Annotated in this window: 15 protein-coding genes and 1 pseudogene; 4 read left to right on the top strand and 12 right to left on the bottom strand. The window is 72.9% G+C overall.

The window, feature by feature from the left end:
• Positions 1-14: 14 nt before the first annotated feature.
• Positions 15-1061: a hypothetical protein gene (locus ADK86_RS37130; protein WP_053700589.1), complete on the top strand. Its 1047-nt coding sequence runs from the start codon at positions 15-17 to the stop codon at positions 1059-1061.
• An 18-nt stretch (positions 1062-1079) separates the two neighbouring features.
• Here ADK86_RS37130 and ADK86_RS37125 read toward each other — a convergent pair whose 3' ends face one another.
• Entirely contained in the window at positions 1080-2822 is a 1743-nt protein-coding gene (locus tag ADK86_RS37125) for a TIGR03767 family metallophosphoesterase (protein ID WP_053700588.1), read from the bottom strand.
• Between the two features lie 424 nt (positions 2823-3246).
• On the opposite strand from ADK86_RS37125, the pseudogene ADK86_RS37120 reads away from it, so the two are divergent.
• Together ADK86_RS37120 and ADK86_RS37115 are read left to right on the top strand one after the other, a co-directional pair.
• Positions 3247-6581 (top strand): annotated as a pseudogene (locus ADK86_RS37120) (S8 family serine peptidase).
• 85 nt (positions 6582-6666) lie between these two features.
• Complete coding sequence (locus tag ADK86_RS37115) at positions 6667-7698, top strand: aspartate-semialdehyde dehydrogenase (RefSeq protein ID WP_053700587.1); 1032 nt, start codon at positions 6667-6669, stop codon at positions 7696-7698.
• Between the two features lie 70 nt (positions 7699-7768).
• Here ADK86_RS37115 and ADK86_RS37110 read toward each other — a convergent pair whose 3' ends face one another.
• The 4 genes from ADK86_RS37110 to ADK86_RS37095 all read right to left on the bottom strand — a co-directional run bounded on the left by ADK86_RS37110 (position 7769) and on the right by ADK86_RS37095 (position 9468).
• On the bottom strand, positions 7769-8290 hold the full coding sequence (locus tag ADK86_RS37110; RefSeq protein ID WP_053700586.1) for a DUF1203 domain-containing protein: 522 nt from the start codon (positions 8288-8290) through the stop codon (positions 7769-7771).
• Between the two features lie 80 nt (positions 8291-8370).
• Positions 8371-8718, bottom strand: a complete 348-nt coding sequence (locus ADK86_RS37105) for a type II toxin-antitoxin system PemK/MazF family toxin (RefSeq protein WP_030375094.1) — start codon at positions 8716-8718, stop codon at positions 8371-8373.
• Complete coding sequence (locus tag ADK86_RS37100; protein ID WP_003982452.1) at positions 8705-8941, bottom strand: ribbon-helix-helix domain-containing protein; 237 nt, start codon at positions 8939-8941, stop codon at positions 8705-8707. Before ADK86_RS37100 ends, ADK86_RS37105 begins: the two co-directional genes overlap by 14 nt.
• A gap of 2 nt (positions 8942-8943) precedes the next feature.
• Positions 8944-9468 (bottom strand): Uma2 family endonuclease, encoded by a 525-nt coding sequence (locus tag ADK86_RS37095; RefSeq protein ID WP_053700585.1) that lies wholly within the window; start codon positions 9466-9468, stop codon positions 8944-8946.
• Between the two features lie 133 nt (positions 9469-9601).
• Here ADK86_RS37095 and pepN point away from each other — a divergent pair, with 133 nt between their 5' ends.
• Positions 9602-12178, top strand: a complete 2577-nt coding sequence (gene pepN, locus ADK86_RS37090; RefSeq protein ID WP_053700584.1) for an aminopeptidase N — start codon at positions 9602-9604, stop codon at positions 12176-12178.
• Positions 12179-12249: 71 nt separating this feature from the next.
• Here the strand turns inward: pepN and alc are convergent, their stop codons facing one another.
• The 7 genes from alc to ADK86_RS37055 form a co-directional block, all read right to left on the bottom strand.
• Positions 12250-13407, bottom strand: a complete 1158-nt coding sequence (gene alc / locus ADK86_RS37085; RefSeq protein WP_053700583.1) for an allantoicase — start codon at positions 13405-13407, stop codon at positions 12250-12252.
• A gap of 123 nt (positions 13408-13530) precedes the next feature.
• On the bottom strand, positions 13531-14505 hold the full coding sequence (locus tag ADK86_RS37080; protein ID WP_053700582.1) for a LysR family transcriptional regulator: 975 nt from the start codon (positions 14503-14505) through the stop codon (positions 13531-13533).
• A 68-nt stretch (positions 14506-14573) separates the two neighbouring features.
• Positions 14574-15548, bottom strand: a complete 975-nt coding sequence (locus tag ADK86_RS37075; RefSeq protein WP_053700581.1) for an acyl-ACP desaturase — start codon at positions 15546-15548, stop codon at positions 14574-14576.
• Between the two features lie 209 nt (positions 15549-15757).
• The gene (locus tag ADK86_RS37070) at positions 15758-16000 is read right to left on the bottom strand and encodes a hypothetical protein (protein ID WP_030588730.1); all 243 of its coding nucleotides are present in this window, start codon (positions 15998-16000) and stop codon (positions 15758-15760) included.
• Between the two features lie 98 nt (positions 16001-16098).
• The gene (locus ADK86_RS37065; protein ID WP_053700580.1) at positions 16099-17790 is read right to left on the bottom strand and encodes an alpha-L-fucosidase; all 1692 of its coding nucleotides are present in this window, start codon (positions 17788-17790) and stop codon (positions 16099-16101) included.
• 162 nt (positions 17791-17952) lie between these two features.
• Entirely contained in the window at positions 17953-20052 is a 2100-nt protein-coding gene (malQ, locus tag ADK86_RS37060; protein ID WP_053700579.1) for a 4-alpha-glucanotransferase, read from the bottom strand.
• On the bottom strand, positions 20052-20369 hold the full coding sequence (locus ADK86_RS37055) for a hypothetical protein (protein ID WP_053700578.1): 318 nt from the start codon (positions 20367-20369) through the stop codon (positions 20052-20054). The genes malQ and ADK86_RS37055 overlap by 1 nt, the downstream gene beginning before the upstream one ends.
• Positions 20370-20547 lie beyond the last annotated feature (178 nt).

The following is a 20547-nucleotide window of genomic DNA, read 5'->3' as shown; positions in this document are numbered from 1 at the left end:
GGAATGGGGCGGGCATGAACCACACTTCCCCTGGCTCCGGCGGGGAGTCACCCACCCCGCTCTCCCCCCTTCCGCTGCACAGCCGCCCCGGCGCCGGGCCGCGCGTCCTGACCACCCGCCAGCTGCGCGAGCACGGCGTCGACACGGCGGAGACCGCCGAGCGGTGCCGCCCCGGCGGCCCCTGGCAGCAGGTGCTGCCGGGCGTGCACCTGCTCCACCCCGGGCCGCCCACCAGCGAGGAGCGCCTGCACGCGGTGCTGCTGTACGCGGCGAACCGGCAGCCCGCCGTCCCCGCGCAGGGCGGCACCGCGCCCGAAGGCGGGCCGATGATCACCGGGCTGGCGGCGCTGGCCCTGCACCGCTTCTCGTCCGCTCCCCCGCTGCTGTCCCTGGACCGCATCGAGGTCCTGGTGCCGCGCGCCCGGCGGCTGCGCACCATCGGCTTCGCGCGCGTCGTCCGGGCGCAGGTCATGCCGCGCCCGCAGCAGATCACCGGCGTGCCGGTCGCCCCCGTGCCCCGCGCACTGGCGGACGCCGTCGGCGGGCTCACCGACGCCTGTACGGTACGGCGGCTGCTGACCGAGGCGGTGCGCGGCGGCCACTGCGAAGCGACCGCCGTGGTGCGTGAGTTCACCCAGGCCCGGCTGCTGAACCAGCCGCATGTGGTGGACGCGGTGGACGCGCTGCTGGCCGAGGGCCGCACGCTGGCCGAGGGCCGGCTGTACGAGCTGGTGCGGGAGTACGACCTGCCGGACCCGCTGTGGAACGTGGAGCTGCGGCTGCCCGGCGGCCCCCACCTGGGCGGGGTGGACGCGTACTGGCCCGAGCAGGCGGTGGCCGTGGAGATCGACGCGCGGGCGCCGCGCCAGGACGAGGACGCGCTCTGGTCCGAGTACGCCCGCAAGCGCGAGCACCTGGAGCGGCTGGGCATCACGGTCGTCCACGTCACCCCGCGCACCCTGCGCGACGCCCCGGAGCAGCAGGCGGCGGTGATCCGTACGGCCCTGATGGCGGCGGACGACGAGGACCCGGGCTCGTACGTGGTGGTGCTGCCGCGCTGATCCCGGCGGCGGCACCCGTCAGTGCCGCTTCAGCAGCAGCTCGGTGTTGCGGTCGCCGGGGCCGCCGGACAGATCGCTCCGGGCTCCCGGCGCGTTGCAGGACAGTTCGCGGTAGAGCGCGGCCAGGCCCCGCTGCGAAAGGTCGCCGAAGTCCGTACGGGACGGCGCGCCCGACTCGACGAGCGTGGTGAACAGGGACAGCGTGCCGTCGCGGTTGTCCGTGACCTCCACGATCCGGGCCAGCTGCGGGAAGTCGACGTGCGAGGCGGTGGTGACCTCCCAGAACGTGCCGTGCGGGGTGATCAGGTTGCGGTGGCTGTGGCCGTTGATCCACGCCCGTACGTTGCGGTGCCGGGAGAGCAGCGCCACCAGCTCGGCCCCGCTGTGCCGCCGCTCGGCCGGGAGGGCCGGGTCGGGCACGGTGTTGTCCATCGACGTACTGGTGTGGTGGCTGAAGACGAGGACGTGCTCGTACGGGTGGGCCCGCAGCGTGCGGTCGAGCCAGCGCAGCTGTCCGGAGCCGAGCGAGCCGGTGTGGTGGCCGCCGGGGTCGGTGGTGTCCAGGCTGATGCCCACCACGTCCTCCGCGATGCGGAAGCTGTAGTACAGCCGGTCCGCGTCGAGGTCGGCCGCCGTATAGCCGTGGCCGTGCGGTCCCGGGCCGGTGTACCGGGGATCGAGATGCGCGCGCAGGTAGCCGGCGCGGGTGAAGGGGACGCGGCGCTCGTCCGGGGTGACCGAGCGCGCCCGCCTCCCGTGCGCCTTCAGCAGGTCGGCGAATGCCCGCCGCCCGGGACCCGGGCCGCCGAGCACCGCGAGATAGGCGCGGATCGCCTCGTCGGCGGGCAGCAGTTCCAGCTTGCGCCCGCCGGTGGCGATCTCGGCCAGGAACGGGTCGTCGGGGGCGCAGCAGCCGCCGGGCAGCGAGTCGTGGTTGCCGACGGTCGAGTACCAGGGCAGGCGCAGCCCCGGGCTGGTGACGGTACGGGTCGCCGCCTCCAGGAAGCCGGGCACGCCGGGGAAGCCGCGCAGCTTGTCGGCGTCGCGCAGGTCGCTGTCCGGCTGCCAGTAGAGGGGGTGGTTGCTGTTCTGCACCCCTTCGTAGTGCCGGGGGTCGCCGGAGTTGGGGGTGATCCGGCCGCCGCTCAGCGTGGTGAGGAACCAGTCCAGTTCGATGCTGGAGTTGTTGTCGGTGTTGTCGCCGGTGGTCATCGCGAAGGACAGGGGAGCGCCGGTGGCGGGCCCGCCGGGCAGGCTGTTGACGCGTTCGACCAGGGAGACCGCGCCCGCGACGGACAGTGCCTCCTGCGGGCGCCAGGCACCGGCCGCCCGCACCCGCAGATATTCGTGGCGCAGCGGGTTCTGCACGTCGAGCAGGTGGAGGTCGGTGAGCTGTACGAAGGAGGCCAGTACGGTGCGCCGGTCGTCCCGGCCGGGGCGCGCGGCGGCGAGTTCGGCGCGTACGACGCGGTCCCAGCCGCGGCCCTCGGCGAGCCTGCGGTAGCCGGCGCCGCCGCGCGGGGCGGCCACCGTCGCGAGGGTGGTGCCCTCGGCGTACGGCACCCGGGGAACGGGCGGCGCGGCGACCGGTTCCGGGGCGACGAGGGGCGGGGCGGATCTGTCCGGCGCGGCGGTCGGGGCGACGCCGGTCCCGTAGGCCAGCGCGAGGGCGGTGGTGGCGCCGACGGCACCGGTGGCGGTGAGAAAGGCCCGGCGATCCAGGCCGGGCACGGAGGGGGCGGCGGACCGTGTACGGGGCATGCGCGAGCTCCCTGGTACGGACGGGCAGCGGCGGGGGCAGCGCGAGAAAGCCCGCAACTGCCCTTTCAGCAGGGAGCGTTGGCAACCGGAATGGACCCCGGGTGAACCGTGCGGCAACGCCGGCCGCCGATCGCCGGACAGGGATCACAGCGGCCGACGATGGTTACCGGGCCCTCGGACCAGGGGCGGGCCGAGGTCACCGGAGGTTCATGTCACGGGGTAGGCGGGCGACGGTCCCGGCCGGCCGGGTGCCGGGCGGCGAAGGCTCCGGACGTACCGCCCGCACCGCCCGCACATCCCGCACAGTCCGCACGAATGTTCACAATCTTGTGATCGCATCCCTCCCCAAACACCCTCCCCTTACGTCATATTGAGCGGTCATACAGGTCCGATTTCCGGACCCTTCACCCTGAAGAGGTGTGCGATGACCCCCGACACCCCCCGTCCGGCCGCCGGCCGGGCCAGACGCACGGCCCGGCTCGCGGCCGTCGCGGCCGTCGCCGTGGCGACCGCGGCCGGGCCCGCCCTCACCGCGGCGGGCACCGCCCACGCCGCCGGCACCGACGCGGACACCCGAATATCCGCGGGCACCACGCCCGAGCCGAAGGGCCCGCACGACAAGCTCGGTTCGCAGGACGCCGAGCTGCTGGCCCGTGCGAAGGCCGGCGGCGCCCGGTTGGTCTCGATGATGCTCGCCACCGCGCCCGGCGCCACCGAGCAGGCCGCCGCCGGCCTCGACTCCCTGAAGGGCGCCTCCGTCGGCCGTACCGACGACAAGCTCGGCTACGTACGGGCCACCGTGCCCACCGCCCAGGCCGACGCCGCGATCGCGAAGATGCAGAAGCTGTCGGACGTGCACGCCATCGACCTGCGGCAGGAGATCAAGCTGCCGGACCCGCGGCCCGACGCGGGCAGCGGGGCCAAGGGCAAGCCGCAGGCCGGGAGTTACCCGGCGCCCGGCAAGGACACCCCGGCGAAGAACCCGTACCAGCCGTCCTTCGAGACCGGCGCGGTGGACTTCGTACGCGACCACTCCAAGGCCGACGGCCGCGGTGTGACCATCGGCATCCTCGACTCCGGCGTGGACCTGGCGCACCCCGCGCTGCAGAAGACCACCACCGGCGAGCGCAAGATCGTCGACTGGGTGACCGCGACCGACCCATCAGCGACGGCGACCAGACCTGGCGCCCGATGACCACCGCCGTCTCCGGCCCGTCCTTCACCTACAACGGCCGGACCTACAAGGCCCCCGAGGGCTCGTACCGGATCAGCACCTTCGCCGAGGCCGCCACCACCGGCGGCGACATGAAGGGCGACCTGAACCGCGACGGCGACACCACCGACCGCTGGGGCGTGCTCTACGACCCGGCCGCCGGCACGGTCCGGGTGGACCTCGACGACAACGGCGACTTCACCGACGACAAGCCGATGAAGCCGTACAAGGACGGCTTCGACATCGGCTACTTCGGCGAGGACAAGCCGGACACCCCGATCGCCGAGCGCATCCCGTTCACGGTGGAGGTCCGCAAGGACGTGCCGATGGACCCGCTCGGCGCGGACTGGGCGGGCAAGAAGGCCGACTTCGTCAACATCGGCGTCGTGGAGTCCGAGCACGGCACCCACGTCGCGGGCATCACCGCCGCCAACGGCCTGTTCGGCGGGAAGATGAACGGTGTGGCGCCCGGCGCCAAGCTGGTCTCCTCGCGCGCCTGCACCTGGAGCGGCGGCTGCACCAACATCGCGCTGACCGAGGGCATGATCGACCTCGTCACCAAGCGCGGCGTGGACATCGTCAACATGTCGATCGGCGGCCTGCCCGCGCTCAACGACGGCAACAACGCCCGCGCCGAGCTGTACACCCGGCTGATCGACACCTACGGCGTCCAGCTGGTGATCTCGGCGGGCAACAGCGGCCCCGGCGCCAACACCATCGGCGACCCGGGCCTGGCCGACAAGGTCATCAGCGTCGGCGCGTCCATCTCGAAGGAGACCTGGGCGGCCAACTACGGCTCGGCCGTGACGCGCAAGTACGCCATGCTGCCGTTCTCCTCCCGCGGCCCGCGCGAGGACGGCGGCTTCACGCCGGTCATCACCGCGCCCGGCGCCTCCATCAACACCATCCCCACCTGGGAGCCCGGCGGCCCCACCGCCGAGGCGGGCTACGACCTGCCGCCCGGCTACGCCATGCTCCAGGGCACCTCGATGGCCGCGCCGCAGGCCACCGGCGCCTCGGCCCTGCTGCTGTCCGCCGCGAAGCAGCAGCGCGTCGCGCTGCCCCCGGCGAAGCTGCGCACCGCGCTCACCTCGACCGCCAAGCAGATCAAGGGCTTCCAGTCGTACGAGCAGGGCTCCGGCCTGATGGACATCCGGGCCGCCTGGTCCGCGATCCGGCACGGCGCCGCCGCGCACGAGTACACGGTCCGCGCCCCGGTGAAGACGGCCCTGTCCGACCGCCTCAAGACGCCGGGCTACGGCACCGGCCTCTACGACCGCGAGGGCGGCCTGAAGGTCCGGCAGTCGCGTACGTACGAGATCACCCTCACCCGTACCACCGGCCCCGACCGCCCCGTGCGGCACGAGCTCGACCTGATCAACAACGACGGCACCTTCGACCTGCCGGACGAGGACGGCGCGGTGTGGCTGCCGCTGAACCGGCCGGTGACGATCGAGATCACCGCCAAGCCCCGCACCGCCGGCCTGCACAGCGTCACCCTGGACCTGGACGACCCGCGCACCGAGGGCGTGGACCGCAAGATCCTCGCCACCGTGGTGGCCGCCGAGCCGCTGGCCGCGCCGTCGCACACCCTCGCCAAGTCCGGCACCGCCCAGCGCAACGCCACCACCTCGTACTTCATCGCCGTCCCGAAGGGCGCCAAGGCCCTCCAGGTCACGATGGGCGGGCTCGCGGCCGGCAGCCAGACGCGCTGGATAGCGATCACCCCGCAGGGCGTCCCGGCCGACCCGACCAGCACCCCGAACTGCTACCCCAACTACCCGAACCCGGCCAACACGTGCGACCCGGTGCGGCGCACGTACCAGAACCCGGCGCCCGGCGTCTGGGAGGTCGAGGTCGAGGCGCGGCGCACCTCACCGCTGCTGGACAACCCGTACACGGTCACCGCGTCCACCCTCGGCACCACCTTCGACCCGGCCGTGCGCGTCCTGCCCGAGGTCAAGGCCGGCAGCCCGACCCCGGTGACGTGGAAGGTCACCAACGCCTCCGCCGCCTTCGAGGGCACCCTCAAGGGCGGCGAGCTGGGCTCGTCCCGTACGCAGCGCCCGGAGGTCAAGCAGGGCGAGTCGCAGCGGTACGAGGTCGTCGTGGGCAGCGGGGTGTCCCGGCTGGACGCCGCGATCGGCGCGCCCGCCGATGCCAAGGCCGACCTGGACCTGAGCATCCTGTTCGGCGGCAAGGTCGTCGCCTCCTCGGCGACCGGCGGCTCGGACGAGGCGGTCAGCGTCGCCAAGCCCGCGCCCGGCACGTACACCGTCGTCGTGGACGGCTACGAGGTCCCCGCCGGCAGCACCGCCTACGACTACCGTGATGTGTATTACTCCCCCGCGCTCGGCTCGCTGAAGACGGACGAATCGAAACCGGTGAAGCTGGGTAGCGGAGCATCGACGCAGGTCACGGCCGAGGTCTCGGTCGCGGGCCCGGCCCCCGAAGGACGCGGTTTCTCCGGCGAGGTCCGGCTGCTGAACCCGTCCGGCACGGTCACCGGCAGCGGCGGAGTGCGCATCGAAAAGGTCGTGCCGTGACGGCCTGAGATAGTGGACAGTAACGGGGCGGGTGCCCTCGCAGGGCGCCCGTTCCGCTGCTGTACGTACCGATACAAGGAGTGCCATGAGGATCGGAATCGTCGGAGCCACCGGTCAGGTCGGCGGCGTGATGCGGGGCATTCTCGCCGAGCGGGACTTCCCGGTGGAGCAGCTGCGACTGTTCGCCTCGGCCCGCTCCGCCGGGCGTACGCTCCCGTGGCAGGACACCGAGATCACCATCGAGGACGCGGCCACCGCGGACTACTCCGGCCTGGACATCGTGCTCTTCTCCGCGGGCGGCGCCACCTCCAAGGCGCTGGCGCCGAAGGTCGCCGACGCCGGTCCGGTCGTGATCGACAACTCCTCCGCCTGGCGCATGGACCCCGACGTCCCGCTGGTCGTCTCCGAGGTCAACCCGCAGGCGATCTCCGAGCGCCGCAAGGGCATCATCGCCAACCCGAACTGCACCACCATGGCCGCCATGCCGGTGCTGCGCCCGCTGCACGCCGAGGCCGGGCTGGTCTCGCTGGTCGTCTCCACCTACCAGGCGGTGTCCGGCAGCGGACTGGCCGGCGTCGCGGAGCTGGACGAGCAGGTGCGCAAGGCCGTCGAGCAGGACGCCACCAAGCTCACCCACGACGGCTCGGCCGTCGACTTCCCGGAGCCGGACAAGTACGTCCGCCCGATCGCCTTCAACGTGCTGCCGATGGCCGGCTCGATCGTCGACGACGGCCTGAACGAGACCGACGAGGAGCAGAAGCTCCGCAACGAGAGCCGCAAGATCCTGGAGATCCCGGAGCTGAAGGTCTCCGGCACCTGTGTGCGCGTCCCGGTCTTCAGCGGCCACTCGCTCCAGGTCAACGCCCGCTTCGAGCGCGAGATCACCCCCGAGCGCGCCAACGAGCTGCTGGCCGGCGCCCCCGGCGTCGCCCTCTCGCACGTCCCCACCCCGCTCCAGGCCGCCGGCCAGGACGCGTCGTACGTGGGCCGCATCCGCAAGGACGAGACGGTCGACCACGGCCTGGCGCTGTTCCTCTCCAACGACAACCTGCGCAAGGGCGCGGCGCTGAACGCGGTCCAGATCGCGGAGCTGGTCGCGGCGGAACTGCGCGGCTGAGACGTTTCCGCACGCGTGGCGGGGCCCGTACGGACGTCCGTACGGGCCCCGCGGCGTACGGACGTGCCGCCTACGGCCGCCGCACCTCGAAGTGGAAGCACCCGTATTCGAGGGCGCGGACGTGCACCAGCGCCACGTCCGGCTGCGCGAAGGCCTCCGCGAGCGCCGCGTCGAACCCGGCGTCCGCGTCCTCGGGGATCTCGAAGTACCGCCCGCCGACGATGTGCCCGTCCGCGTTGTAGCGCCGCAGCGTCCGCAGCGCACCCGGCCGCGCGAACGGGTACCCGGTCCGTCCGGCCTCCGGCCCGCCGCAGTCCTCCGCGTGGATGAACACCGGCCCGCACTCGTCGTACGCGCCGGGCCGGGCCCAGGTCTCCTCGGCCCACCGGCGCAGCGGCGCGTACGAGACGAGCGCGATCCGCTCGCCTTCCTCCACCGGCCGCAGGCAGCAGCGCAGCGGGCTGCCCACACTGCCCAGCCGGTCACTCGGCGACCCGGCGGCACAGGGCTCCATGAGCCGGCCGGAGTCGTCCGATACGCGCAGTTCCTTGAGGGCCGCTTCCGGAATGGGGAGGGGTGTGTACGTCGTCATACGTACAGGGTGGGCGGGCATCCGGCCCGTTTCCGGCGGAAATCGGACGTGGAGCTGCCTGGCCCGTTCAGAGCGCCGGTTCAGAGCGCCAGATGCCTGCGCAGGGCCGCGTCCAGCCCGACCATCACCCGCGCCGGAACGCTGCCGACCCGCCGTCCCAGCCGCTCGACGGACACCGCGCGCACCTGCTCGCACTGGGCCTTGGAATCCCGCGGGAGCCCGCAGTCGTCGGCGGTCAGCAGCACCTGGAACGGGTAGACCCGGGCGACGTTGGCCGTCACGGGCACGACCGTGACCACACCCTTCCCGGCACGCTGCACGGACCGGTTGGCCGCGTCGTTGGACACGACCACCGCAGGACGGTACTTGTTGGCCTCGCTCCCCCGGACCGGCTCCAGGTCGACCAGATAGAGGTCACCGCGCCGCATCGGCGCTTCCGATCCCGTCCCCGGAGACCCCGTCCCACAGCAGCGCATCGTCGCTCTCGTCCCACTCCTCCCACGCCGAGGCGTAGTCCGCCTCCAGCTCGGAGGCGCGCAGCAGCTCGACCGCCGCGTGGATCACCGCCGACCGCGAATCGGCGTCGGTCTTCTTGCCGTACGCGTCGAGGAAGGCGATGTCCTCTTCCGGCAGGCTGACGCTGATCTTCATACCTATGATGCTACTCGGGTGGGAAGGGGATTACTACCCCAGCGGTCACCGGGCTGCGAGTGCAGCTCGACGACGCCCTCGTTGGGGTCGACGAGCAGATGGAGCGGGATGCGGCTCCGCGCGTACCACCTGCGCTTCCCGGCGTAGTCGCTGTCCCGCTCGGACACGACTTTCTCCACGACCTCCACGACCAGGTGCACCCGGTCCGTGGGGTAGGGGTGGCAGTTGTCCTGCATGGCCTCATCCGTGGTGACAACGAGGTCCGCCTTCGGCTCGGAGCCGGGTACGCCGGAGATCAGCGCCTGGCCGGACAGCCCCGCCCAGCCCGCGCGCTCCATCTGGGAGCCGAGCAGAGCGACGGTGCGGGTACGGAACGGCGGTCCCGACCGCCGCATGACGATCTTGCCCTCGACCAGCTCGATCCTGAGGTGATCCAGTTCCGGGCGCTCCTCCAGGAAACGCAGTAGCCCGTGCCCGTCCCTGCCGCGCATGATGTGCTCGGCTGTGTCGTGCTCTGTCGTAGCCATCGTCGCCTCCTTGCGGCGGAGCGTAGGGGACGGGCGCGGGCGGGGTGGGCCGGATCTTCTCCCATGCCCCGACCGGGTGGTCGGGAGCTCCGTGGAAGGATGGCCCAAAGTCCGAAGCGAAGGAGATGAACGGGTGCCTGGCACGAATCTGACCCGCGACGAGGCGCAGCGGCGGGCGAAGCTGCTGAGCGTGGACGCGTACGAGATCGATCTGGACCTCTCCGGCGCGCAGGAGGCCGGCGAGGGCGGCACCTACCGGTCGGTGACCACGGTGCGGTTCGACGCCGCCGAGGCGGGTGCGGAATCGTTCATCGACCTGGTGGCGCCGACCGTGCACGAGGTGGTGCTGAACGGCGAGAACCTGGACCCGGGCACGGTCTTCGCGGACTCCCGCATCGCGCTGCCGGGGCTGCGCGAGGGCCGCAACGAGCTGAAGGTCGTCGCGGACTGCGCATACACCAACACCGGTGAGGGCTTGCACCGCTTCGTCGACCCGGTCGACCAGCAGGCGTATCTCTACACCCAGTTCGAGGTGCCGGACGCCCGCCGGGTGTTCGCGAGCTTCGAGCAGCCCGACCTGAAGGCGACGTTCACCTTCACCGTCAAGGCCCCCGAGGGCTGGAAGGTGATCTCCAACTCGCCGGCGCCGGAGCCGGTGGACAACGTGTGGCGGTTCGAAACGACGCCGCGGATCTCCACCTACATCACCGCGCTGATCGCCGGCCCGTACCACAGCGTGCACAGCACCTGGGAGGGCGAAGGCCGGTCCGTGCCGCTGGGCATCTACTGCCGTCCGTCGCTGGCCGAGCACCTGGACGCGGACGCGATCTTCGAGGTCACCCGGCAGGGCTTCGACTGGTTCGAGGAGAAGTTCGACTACGCGTACCCGTTCGCCAAGTACGACCAGCTCTTCGTGCCGGAGTTCAACGCGGGCGCGATGGAGAACGCGGGCGCGGTGACCATCCGCGACCAGTACGTCTTCCGCTCGAAGGTGACGGACGCCGCGTACGAGACGCGCGCCGAGACCATCCTGCACGAGCTGGCGCACATGTGGTTCGGCGACCTGGTCACCATGGAGTGGTGGAACGACCTGTGGCTGAACGAGTCGTTCGCCACCTACACCTCCATCGCCTGCCAGGCGCACGCGCCGGGCAGCCGCTGGCCGCACGCCTGGACCACCTTCGCGAACTCGATGAAGACCTGGGCGTACCGGCAGGACCAGCTGCCGTCCACCCACCCGATCATGGCCGAGATCCGCGATCTGGACGACGTGCTCGTCAACTTCGACGGCATCACGTACGCGAAGGGCGCCTCCGTCCTCAAGCAGCTCGTCGCCTACGTCGGCATGGACGAGTTCTTCCAGGGCGTCCAGGCGTACTTCAAGGCGCACGCCTTCAAGAACACCCGCCTGTCCGACCTGCTCGGCGCGCTGGAGGAGACCAGCGGCCGGGATCTGAAGACCTGGTCGAAGGCGTGGCTGGAGACCGCCGGCATCAACATCCTGCGCCCGGAGCTGGAGGTCGCCGGGGACGGCACGCTCACCTCCTTCGCCGTACGCCAGGAGGCCCCGGCGCTGCCGGCCGGCGCCAAGGGCGAGCCGGTGCTGCGCCCGCACCGCATCGCGATCGGCTGCTACGACCTGAAGGACGGCAAGCTCGTCCGTACGGACCGGATCGAGCTGGACGTGGACGGCGAGCGCACCGAGGTGCCGTTCCCGGCGGGCACCCGCCGCCCGGACGTCATCCTCCTCAACGACGACGACCTGTCGTACGCCAAGGTGCGCCTGGACGAGGACTCGCTGCGCGTCGTCACCGAGCACCTGGGCGACTTCACCGAGTCGCTGCCGCGCGCGCTGTGCTGGGCGTCGGCCTGGGACATGACGCGCGACGGCGAGCTGCCCGCCCGCGCGTACCTGGACCTGGTGCTGTCCGGCATCACCAAGGAGTCCGACATCGGCGTCGTCCAGTCGCTGCACCGGCAGGTGAAGCTGGCGCTGGACCTGTACGCGGCCCCGGCCTGGCGGGAGACCGGCCTCGCGAAGTGGACCGAGGCGACGCTGGAGCAGCTGCGGGCCGCTGCCCCCGGCAGCGACCACCAGCTCGCCTGGGCCCGCGCGTTCGCCGCCGCGGCCCGTACGGACGCGCAGCTGGACCTGCTCCAGGGCCTGCTCGACGGCACACAGGAGATCCCCGGCCTGGCCGTGGACACCGAGCTGCGCTGGGCGCTGGTCGAGCGGCTGGCCGCGACCGGCCGCGCCGACGAGAAGGCCATCGAGGCGGAACTCCAGCGCGACCGCACCTCGGCGGGCGAGCGGCACGCCGCGGCGGCGCGGGCGTCCCGTCCGACGCCCGAGGCCAAGGCGGAGGCGTGGGCCTCGGTCGTGGAGAGCGACAAGCTGCCCAACGCGGTCCAGGAGGCCGTCATCGGCGGCTTCGTCCAGACCGACCAGCGCGACCTGCTGGCCCCGTACACGGAGAAGTACTTCGCCGCGGTCAAGCGCGTGTGGGACAGCCGCAGCCACGAGATGGCGCAGCAGATCGCGGTCGGCCTGTACCCGGCCCTCCAGGTCTCCCAGGAAACCCTGGACGCCACGGACACCTGGCTCGCCTCGGCCGACCCGAGCGCGGCCCTGCGCCGCCTGGTCTCGGAGTCCCGCTCCGGCATCGAGCGCGCGCTGAAGGCGCAGCGGGCGGACGAGGCGGCCGCGTAACGGTTCGCCGAATGCGCTGAAGGCGCCCCGGGCCAGGTGGTCCGGGGCGCCTTCGCCATGTGGCGCCGGGCTCAGCCGCTCAGCTCATCGAAGCGCCGCACCAGTCCGGCGCGGCCCTCGTCCGTGAGGTCGCCGTGCAGGCGCATGCGGGCCACGCCGCCGTCGGGGAAGACGTCGAGCCGTACGTGGGTGGCGGTCACCGGGCGCGGCAGCGCGAAGCGGTGCGGGGTGTCGGGCTGGAGCTTGGTCTGCGGCAGGATCTCGAACCAGGACGCGTCGTCGGACGGGTCGGCGGTCCGGGCGTCGCATCCGTACAGGGCCGCCCAGCCCGCCGCGTTGCCCTTCAGGTACGCGGTGTCGATCTCGACGGCGCGTATCTCGCCCTGCGCGGCGAGGCGGAAGCGTACCCAGTCGTTGGTGTCGCGCACCCGGCGGCGGCGGTTCTCCCAGCCGTCGTCCATCTTGCGGGAGAGGTCGGGGCGGATGATCTGGGTGGGCGAGGAGTAGAAGCGGTCGGAGGCGTCCTCTACGACGCCGCCGTGCAGGACGGACGCCAGGTCGATGGTGCCGAGCACGTCCAGCCAGGCCGGGTCGGGCACGACCTCGCCGTGGACGCGCAGCCGGGCGATGCCGCCGTCGGGGTGCTGCTTGAGGCGCAGGTGGGTGAAGCGGCGTTCGGCCGTCACCGTGAAGCCGTTGGCGGCGTGGCCGCGGACGGGCGTACGGGGGACGATCTCCTCCCACTTCACGTCGGCGGCGAGCAGGTCCTCGGGGCTCGGGCTGCCGGGGAGCGCGGTGGCCTCGACGGTGATCTGCTGCGGGTAGTTGCCGCGGAAGTGGGCGGTGTCGACGATGACGCCGCGGACGATGCCGGGGGCGGCGAGGCGGATCAGCGCCCAGTCGTGCTCGTCGTCGGTGGGGAAGGGGTGGGCGCCGTCGGCCCCGCGCCGCCGCCGTGTCTCCCAGCCGTCCATGATCTTGCCTTTGTGGCCGAAGCGCTCGGGGGCGAAGACCGCGGGGCCGGGCGTCAGCAGGTTCTCGCGCTCGGCGAAGAACTCGTCGTTCGCGGCGACGACGCCGGCGCCGAGGCGGCGGTCGGCGAGGTCGACGAGCGAGGTGAAGGGGAAGTCCCCGCCGCGGTAGTCCGCGTACGGGTCACCGCCGCCGTACGGGGCGGCGTCGTTGGCATGCGGGTCGGTGGGGGAGGCGGCGGCCGGAGTGGTGGTCATCTCTGCCCTTCGGTGAGGGGGTGACGCGAACTCTTCGACCTTCGCAGGATCGTTTACTCCAGGTCTATCGAAAGTTTCTGGAGACAGCGTTCAGGTGAGCTGAATGGACGCCCACGCCCTCGGTCAGCGACCGGTGTCCGCTTCCGGCGGTACGGCGAGCCCCTCGGCCACCTCCCGCAGCGCCGCCAGCACCCGCGCCAGCCCCGGCGCCCCCTCCGCCCCGCGCCGTACGGCCGCCACGACGTGCCGCCGCGGCTGGTCGGCGCGCAGCACCCGTACCGCCACCCCCGTTCCCTGTACGGGGCCGTCGCCGCGGCCCGGCCCCGACCGGCCCCGTACGCCCGACATCGCCATCCGCGGCACCAGCGCCACCCCCATGCCCGCGCCGACCATCGCCAGGATCGCGTCCCAGTCGGCGGCGGCGTGCGCCTGTTCCGGCACGAATCCGGCGTGCTCGCACGCGGCGGTGGTGATCTGCGACCAGGGGCCGCTGCTCCCGTAGATCCACCGCTCCCCCGCCAGGTCGGCCAGCCGCAGCCCCGGCTCGCCGGCCAGCGGGTGCCCGGCGGGCAGCGCCACGTCCAGCGGGTCGGCGAGCAGCGAGAGCCGGGTGAACTTCGGGTCGCGCGGTGTCGGCGCGTGCGCGGCGAGCGAGAGGGCGAGGTCGACACTGCCCTCGGCGAGCAGTCCGTACGCCTCGGCCGCCTCCGCCTCCCGTACGGACACCTGGAGCCCCGGGTGCGAGCGGCGCAGCTCCCGTACGGCGGGGACCACCAGCGCGGGGATCGACGTGGAGAACGCGCCGACCCGCACCTCGCCCGCCTCGCCCTGGAGGTAGCCGAGCAACTCCGCGTCCGCGCGCTCCAGTTGCGCGAAGACGGCTTCGGCGTGCCGCAGGACGAGGTGCGCGGCGTCCGTCAGGCGTACGCGCCGGCCGTGCGCCTCCAGGAGCGTCACCCCGAGCTGCCTGGCCAGCGCGGTCAGCTGCTGCGAGACCGCCGACGGGGTCAGGTGCAGCGCCTCGGCGGCGGCGGTGACCGTGCCCAGCTCGTGGAGGGTGCGCAGGATGCGCAGCTTCTTGATGTCCCAGTCGGCCATGCGGGCAGCGTACGCAGGCGGGCAGGGGAGCCCCCTGCTTCCGCGCCGCCCGGCGGCCTCCCGGACCGCTACCCCCGCGCCGCCCGGCGGGCCTCCCGGGCCGCCAGCCGCTCGTCGAACTTGCGGGCCTGGTCGTCCAGCCCGCCCATGAACAGCCCCAGTTCCTCCTGGGCCCGCAGCCCGGCCGGGCCGAGGCCGCCGATCTCCAGGACCTTCAGGTAGCGCAGCACCGGCTGGAGCACGTCGTCGTGGTGGATGCGCAGGTTGTAGATGCCGCCGAGCGCCATCCGGGCCGCGGCGCGCTCGAAGCCGGGCATGCCGTGGCCCGGCATGCGGAAGCCGGTGACCACGTCCCGTACGGCGCACATGGTCTGGTCGGGGGCCAGCTCGAACGCGGCGGCGAGCAGGTTCCGGTAGAAGACCATGTGGAGGTTCTCGTCGGTGGCGATACGGGCCAGCATCCGGTCGCAGACCGGGTCGCCGGAGTGGTGGCCGGTGTTGCGGTGCGAGATGCGGGTGGCCAGCTCCTGGAAGGCGACATACGCGACCGAGTGCAGCATGCTGTGCGCGTTGTCGGACTCGAATCCGGCCGACATGTGCGCCATGCGGAAGTTCTCCAGCTCGACCGGGTCCACGGCCCGGCTGGTGAGCAGGTAGTCCCGCATGACGATGCCGTGCCGGCCCTCCTCGGCCGTCCAGCGGTGCACCCAGGTCCCCCAGGCGCCGTCGCGCCCGAAGAGGCTGGCGATCTCGTGGTGGTAGCTGGGCAGGTTGTCCTCGGTCAGCAGGTTGACCACCAGGGCGATCCGGCCTATGTCGGTGACCTTGGACTGCTCCGGGGACCACGGTTCGCCGCCCATGACGCCGTCGAAGTTGCGGCCGTCGCTCCAGGGCACGTACTCGTGCGGCATCCAGTCCTTGGCCGCCTTCAGATGCCGGTTGAGCTCCTTTTCGACGACCTCTTCGAGCGCGTACAGCAGCCGGGTGTCGCTCCATGCGGCCTGGCCGCGCTCCTGCGCGTGGCGGTCGGGGGCGATGGTCACGGGGACTCCTGGGGACGGGGATACCTACGGGCCCGTAGGTTACGCCATCGTAGGTTAGGCCCGTGTGAAGACCGGCCCCGGGTGGAATCCCGCCCTCCGCTCACGCCCGGCCCCACCGCGTGCCCGCCCGCGCGCAACGCAAAAGAGGGCGCCCGCCGGTTCTCGCGAACCTGCGGACGCCCTCGAAGAGGTGTGGAGTGAGCCCCGGATCAGACCTTGGGCTGCTTGCGGGACTTGTCGCCGATCATGACCAGTCCGGCGATGACCAGGAAGAGGACGATGGGAGCGGCCACGTAGAGGCCGAGCGTCTGGACGACGCTCAGGCCCGGGCCCGGGTCGTCACCATCGTCGCGGGTGAGCGCGAACGCGGGGGACGACATCAGCAGCAGCAGCGCGGTGCCGGCCGTGACGGTTCCGGCGCGCAGGGCGTTCTTCTTGACCAGATTGCTCACGAGGTCAACGTATCGGACGCCGTTCACCCTCGCGCGCCCGGGGTGGCCTAACGGCTGACCGGACCGATTCGGTACCGGTCAGGGGCACCGCGGGCCGGTCACCGCCCGGCCAGATGCGCGGTCACCGGCTTCAGGTGCGGGGTGGCGCGCGCCGCCAGGACCCGTACGCGTACGGCGTCGGCGGTCACCGGCGCGGGCAGCGCCAGGATGCGCCGGTGGCCGACCGTCGTCCCCTCGGCGATCCGCCGCCACCTCCCGCCGGTCCGCGCCTCGACGGCGAACCGTTCCACCCGCTGCCCGTGGCGCAGGTCCTCGCCGACGCCGACCCGGTCGAAGGTGACCGCGCCCGCGGCCCGGCCGCCCTTCAGGAGATCGCGGCCGTATGTCTCCCGTACGGCCCGCCCGAAGCCGGTGAGCGAGGCCACATCGGCCGCCCCGATCCGGCCGTCCGGCCCCGGCGGCACGTTGAGCAGCAGCGACGCGTTGCGGCCGACGCTCTTCCCGTACAGGTCCAGCAGCTGTCCGGGCGTCTTGGGCCGCTCCCAGGGGTGGTGGAACCAGCCCGGGCGGATCGAGACGTCCGCCTCCGCCGGGTACCACTGGAGGTACTTGGTGCCGGGTGCCAGCAGCCTGGCGCGGGAGCCGATGTCGGCGTCGGTGGAGTCGTTCGGCAGGCCGCCGGAGAGCACGGACCAGGGATCGACGGCGGACGGCGTCACGCTCCACTCCGTCTCGCGTGCCACGCCTTTCTCGTTGCCGACCCAGCGCACGCCCTGCGGCCCCTGGAAGACGACGGTGCGCGGCGAGAGGCGGCGGATGGTCTCGAACCACTGGCGTACGTCATACAGCTGCGTGATGCCGGCGCCCGCCCAAGGGTTCGCGCCGTCGAGCCACAACTCCTCGACCGGACCGTACTGGGTGAGCAGTTCGTAGACCTGGTTGAGGTAGTACGCGTCGTAGTCGTCGGCGCGGACGGTGAAGGAGGGCAGCCGCCCGCTGCGTACGGCGTCGGCGCGGTCGTCGCCGGGGACGAGGGTGGGGATGGTGCGCTCGGTGACGGGGCTGCCGTTGCCGAAGCGGCCCAGCCCGGCGGGCGCCCGGCCGCGGTCCTCCAGGGCGACCCGCTCGGGCAGGCTCAGCGGCTCGCCCTCGGCCTGCTTGCGCCGGATCTCCTCGACCCAGCGCGCGTGCCAGGCGTGCGGCAGTTCGGCGCCGTCCGACGGGGAGAGGTAGAGGCCGACCTTGAGCCCGGCCGCGCGGGCGGCCCGTACGTACGCGCCGACGACGTCGGGCTTCCCGGGCGCGGCGAGGACCGAGTGCGGGGTGTAGCGGCTGGGGTAGAGCACAAAGCCGTCGTGGTGCTTCACGGTCAGCATGACCTGCTCGGCACCCGCCGCCTTGTACGCGCGCATCCACTGGGCGACGTCGATACGCGGCGGCGCGAACCGCTTCGGGTCCTCGGTGCCGGAGCCCCACTCGCGGCCGGTGAAGGTGTTCATGCCGAAGTGGGTGAACGCGGTGACCTCCCGCTGCTGCCAGGCGCGCTGGGCGGCGGTCGGCACGATGTGGGCGGCCTTCTCGATGATCCGGGCCGGGGTGTCGCAGGGCTCCACGGTCATTTGGGAGGCGGGGCGTACGGGGGCGTGGCAGGGGCTCGCGGCCGGCCGGTGGGCGGGTGCGGAAGCGGGCGGCCCGGCGGCGGTGGCCTGGAGCGGGGCCGGCGGCGTGAGGGCGGCGACGGTGAGCGCCAGGACCGTGCGGAGGCGGGCGCGCGATCGGCTTCTTGCCATGGTTCCCTCCAACTCTCCGACGGCGATTGGTCGGATCTCTGGACGGCATCCACGGCATGGTGCCGTACGGCCCGTTGGACGGGAAGAGCGGCGGCGGGCGGCCGGTCACCGGCCGCTCCCCCCCGAGCCCCGTTCTGCTGCTTCTGCTGCTTCTGCTGCTTCCTACTGCGGCATCGCGCGCAGTTCGCTCATCAGCGCATGCAGCCGGGGCGACGCGGCGATCTCCTCCAGCGACAGCGGGCGCCCTTCCGGATTGCTGATCGGCAGGCGCCAGTTGGGGTATTCATCCCATGTCCCCGGGAGGTTCTGCGGGCGCCGGTCGCCCACCGCGTCCGGCAGCCACACCCCGACCATCCGGGCCGGGGTGCGCAGCAGATAGCGGTGCAGCGCCTTGACCGCGGCCTCCTCGTTGCCCCGCCCCTCGGGCAGCAGCCCCAGCCGGCTCAGCACCGCCAGCCACTCGCCGACCTCGACCGCCTCCGCCGCCCGCTCCTCCTGGAGGGGGCGGTCCAGCAGGCCCAGGCCGTGCCGCAGCGCGGCGTGCTCGCCGGTCAGCCGCGCCGCCGTACTGGGCAGGTCGTGCGTGGTGACCGTGGCCAGACAGCCGGCCCGCCAGCTCTCCGGCGGCAGCGGCCGGGCGGGCTCCTTGGTGTAGTCGCGCTCGAACCACAGCACGGAGGTGCCGAGCACGCCGCGCTCGGCCAGCTCCGTACGCACCACCGGCTCGACCGTCCCCAGGTCCTCGCCGATGACCGCGGCCCCCGCGCGGTGCGCCTCCAGCGCGAGGACGGAGAGCATCGCCTCGGCGTCGTAGCGCACGTACGCGCCCTCCGTCGGCGGCCGCCCTTCCGGCACCCACCACAGCCGGAACAGGCCCATGACGTGGTCGATGCGCAGCGCGCCGGCGTTCCGCAGGATGCCGCGCAGCAGGTCGCGGTACGGGGCGTAGCCCTGGGCGGCCAGTGCGTCCGGCCGCCAGGGCGGCAGGCCCCAGTCCTGGCCGCGCGAGTTGAAGGCGTCGGGCGGCGCGCCGACCGACATGCCGGCCGCGAAGGCGTCCTGCTGGGCCCAGGTGTCGGAACCGGAGGGGTGGACGCCGACGGCCAGGTCGTGCACCAGCCCGATGTCCATCCCGGCCTCGGCGGCTGCGCGCTGGGCGGCGGCGAGCTGCTGGTCGGTGTACCACGCGAGCCGGCTGTGGAAGTCGATGCGGTCCAGCAGGCAGCCGCGCATCCGGGCCGTACGGGCGGAGCGCGGGTCGTCCAGGCCCGTGGGCCAGCCGCGCCAGTCGGGGCCGTACCGCTCGGCCAGCGCGCACCAGGTGGCGTGGTCCTCCAGGCTGGTGCCCTGCTCGGCGAGGAAGTCGCAGTAGGCGGCGCGCCGTCCGGGACTCAGCGGCACCTTCCAGAGCAGTTCCAGCGCCTCCTTCTTCAGCTCCCACACGGCGTCCCGGTCGATCAGCGCGTTCTGGTGGAGCACCGCTTCGCGCAGCTTCTCGGCGCGGACGAGCAGCGCGTCGACCTGGCCGCGGGCGGCGCCGTCGAGGCGGGTGAATTCGGGGATGTCCTCGATCCGGAGGTGGACGGGGTCGGGGAAGCGGCGGGAGGAGGGGCGGTACGGCGAGGGGTCGGTGGGGGCTCCGGGGACGGCGGCGTGCAGCGGGTTGATCTGCAGGAAGCCGGTGCCGAGCACGCGCCCGGACCAGGCGGCCAGGTCGGCGAGGTCGCCCAGGTCCCCCATGCCCCAGGAGCGGCCGGAGAGCAGGGAGTAGAGCTGGACCATGAAGCCGTGGGTGCGGCCGGGCGGTGCGGGCATCCGGTCGGGGGCGACGACCAGGTGCGCGCGGGCGGACCGCCCGTCGGGCGTGTGGGCCCGCAGGGTGTGGACGCCCAGGGGGAGGCGGCCCACGTAACCGTCCGGCCCTCGGGCGCGGGTCCGGTCCGTACGGCCTCCGGGGTCGGGCCCCCAGTCCAGCACCTCGCCCGACTCGGTCTCCACCCGCAGGGCGGTGCCTTCGGGCAGCCGGGGCAGGTTCGGGGGGCGCCCGGGGCGCACCACGACGGTGGGCGGGAGCAGGGCGCGGGCGGGGCCGTGGTCGTACGCCTCCAGTGCGGCGCGTACGGCCTGCGGTGTCGAGGCGTCGACCCCGAGGGCGGCGAGGACGGCAACGACGGTGTCGTCACCGACGTGGACGGTGCGGCCCGGCGCGGGCTCGTAGGACGTGCACACGCCGTGCAGACCGGCGAGCCGCGGTCGGCCCATCAGACCTCCATGGACTCCGTGCCCAGGCCGGCCGCGGTGGGCTCGCTGGTCAGCGGAAGCTCGGCGGCGATCGGGGACTCACTGGTGAGCGGGGCGGCGTCGGCGAGCGGGGGCTCGCTGGTCAGGGGCGGTTCGCAGAAGCACAGGGAGCCGGAGCCGTCCAGGCCGGAGTCGGGGTCGGAGACGCCGTCGAACAGATCCGGCTCGATGGGTTTCTCGGGCTCGTTTTTCTCCGGTCCGCAGGATTCGCTGTGCGCTGCGGGGTACTCGGGGGCGGACGACAGTGCGTCGAGGAGGAGCTGAGCGGACGCGGCCACGGAGGGCCTCCCGTTCGTCGGTAGTGGGACACGACCTGCCCTACCCACTCGGGGCGGTCGCAGACGTACCCATTCAATCAACGTGGCCCAGGTCACACATCCCTCGTGCAGGCGATTTACCGGTGGCGGACGGGTGGTGGCGCAGAGATGCCCACCAGAAGGGCGTTCGGGAGGAAGT

Source organism: Streptomyces sp. NRRL F-5755 (assembly GCF_001279365.1).
Taxonomy (GTDB): Bacteria; Actinomycetota; Actinomycetes; order Streptomycetales; family Streptomycetaceae; genus Streptomyces; species Streptomyces rimosus.
This window is presented reverse-complemented; position numbering and strand designations above follow the sequence as displayed.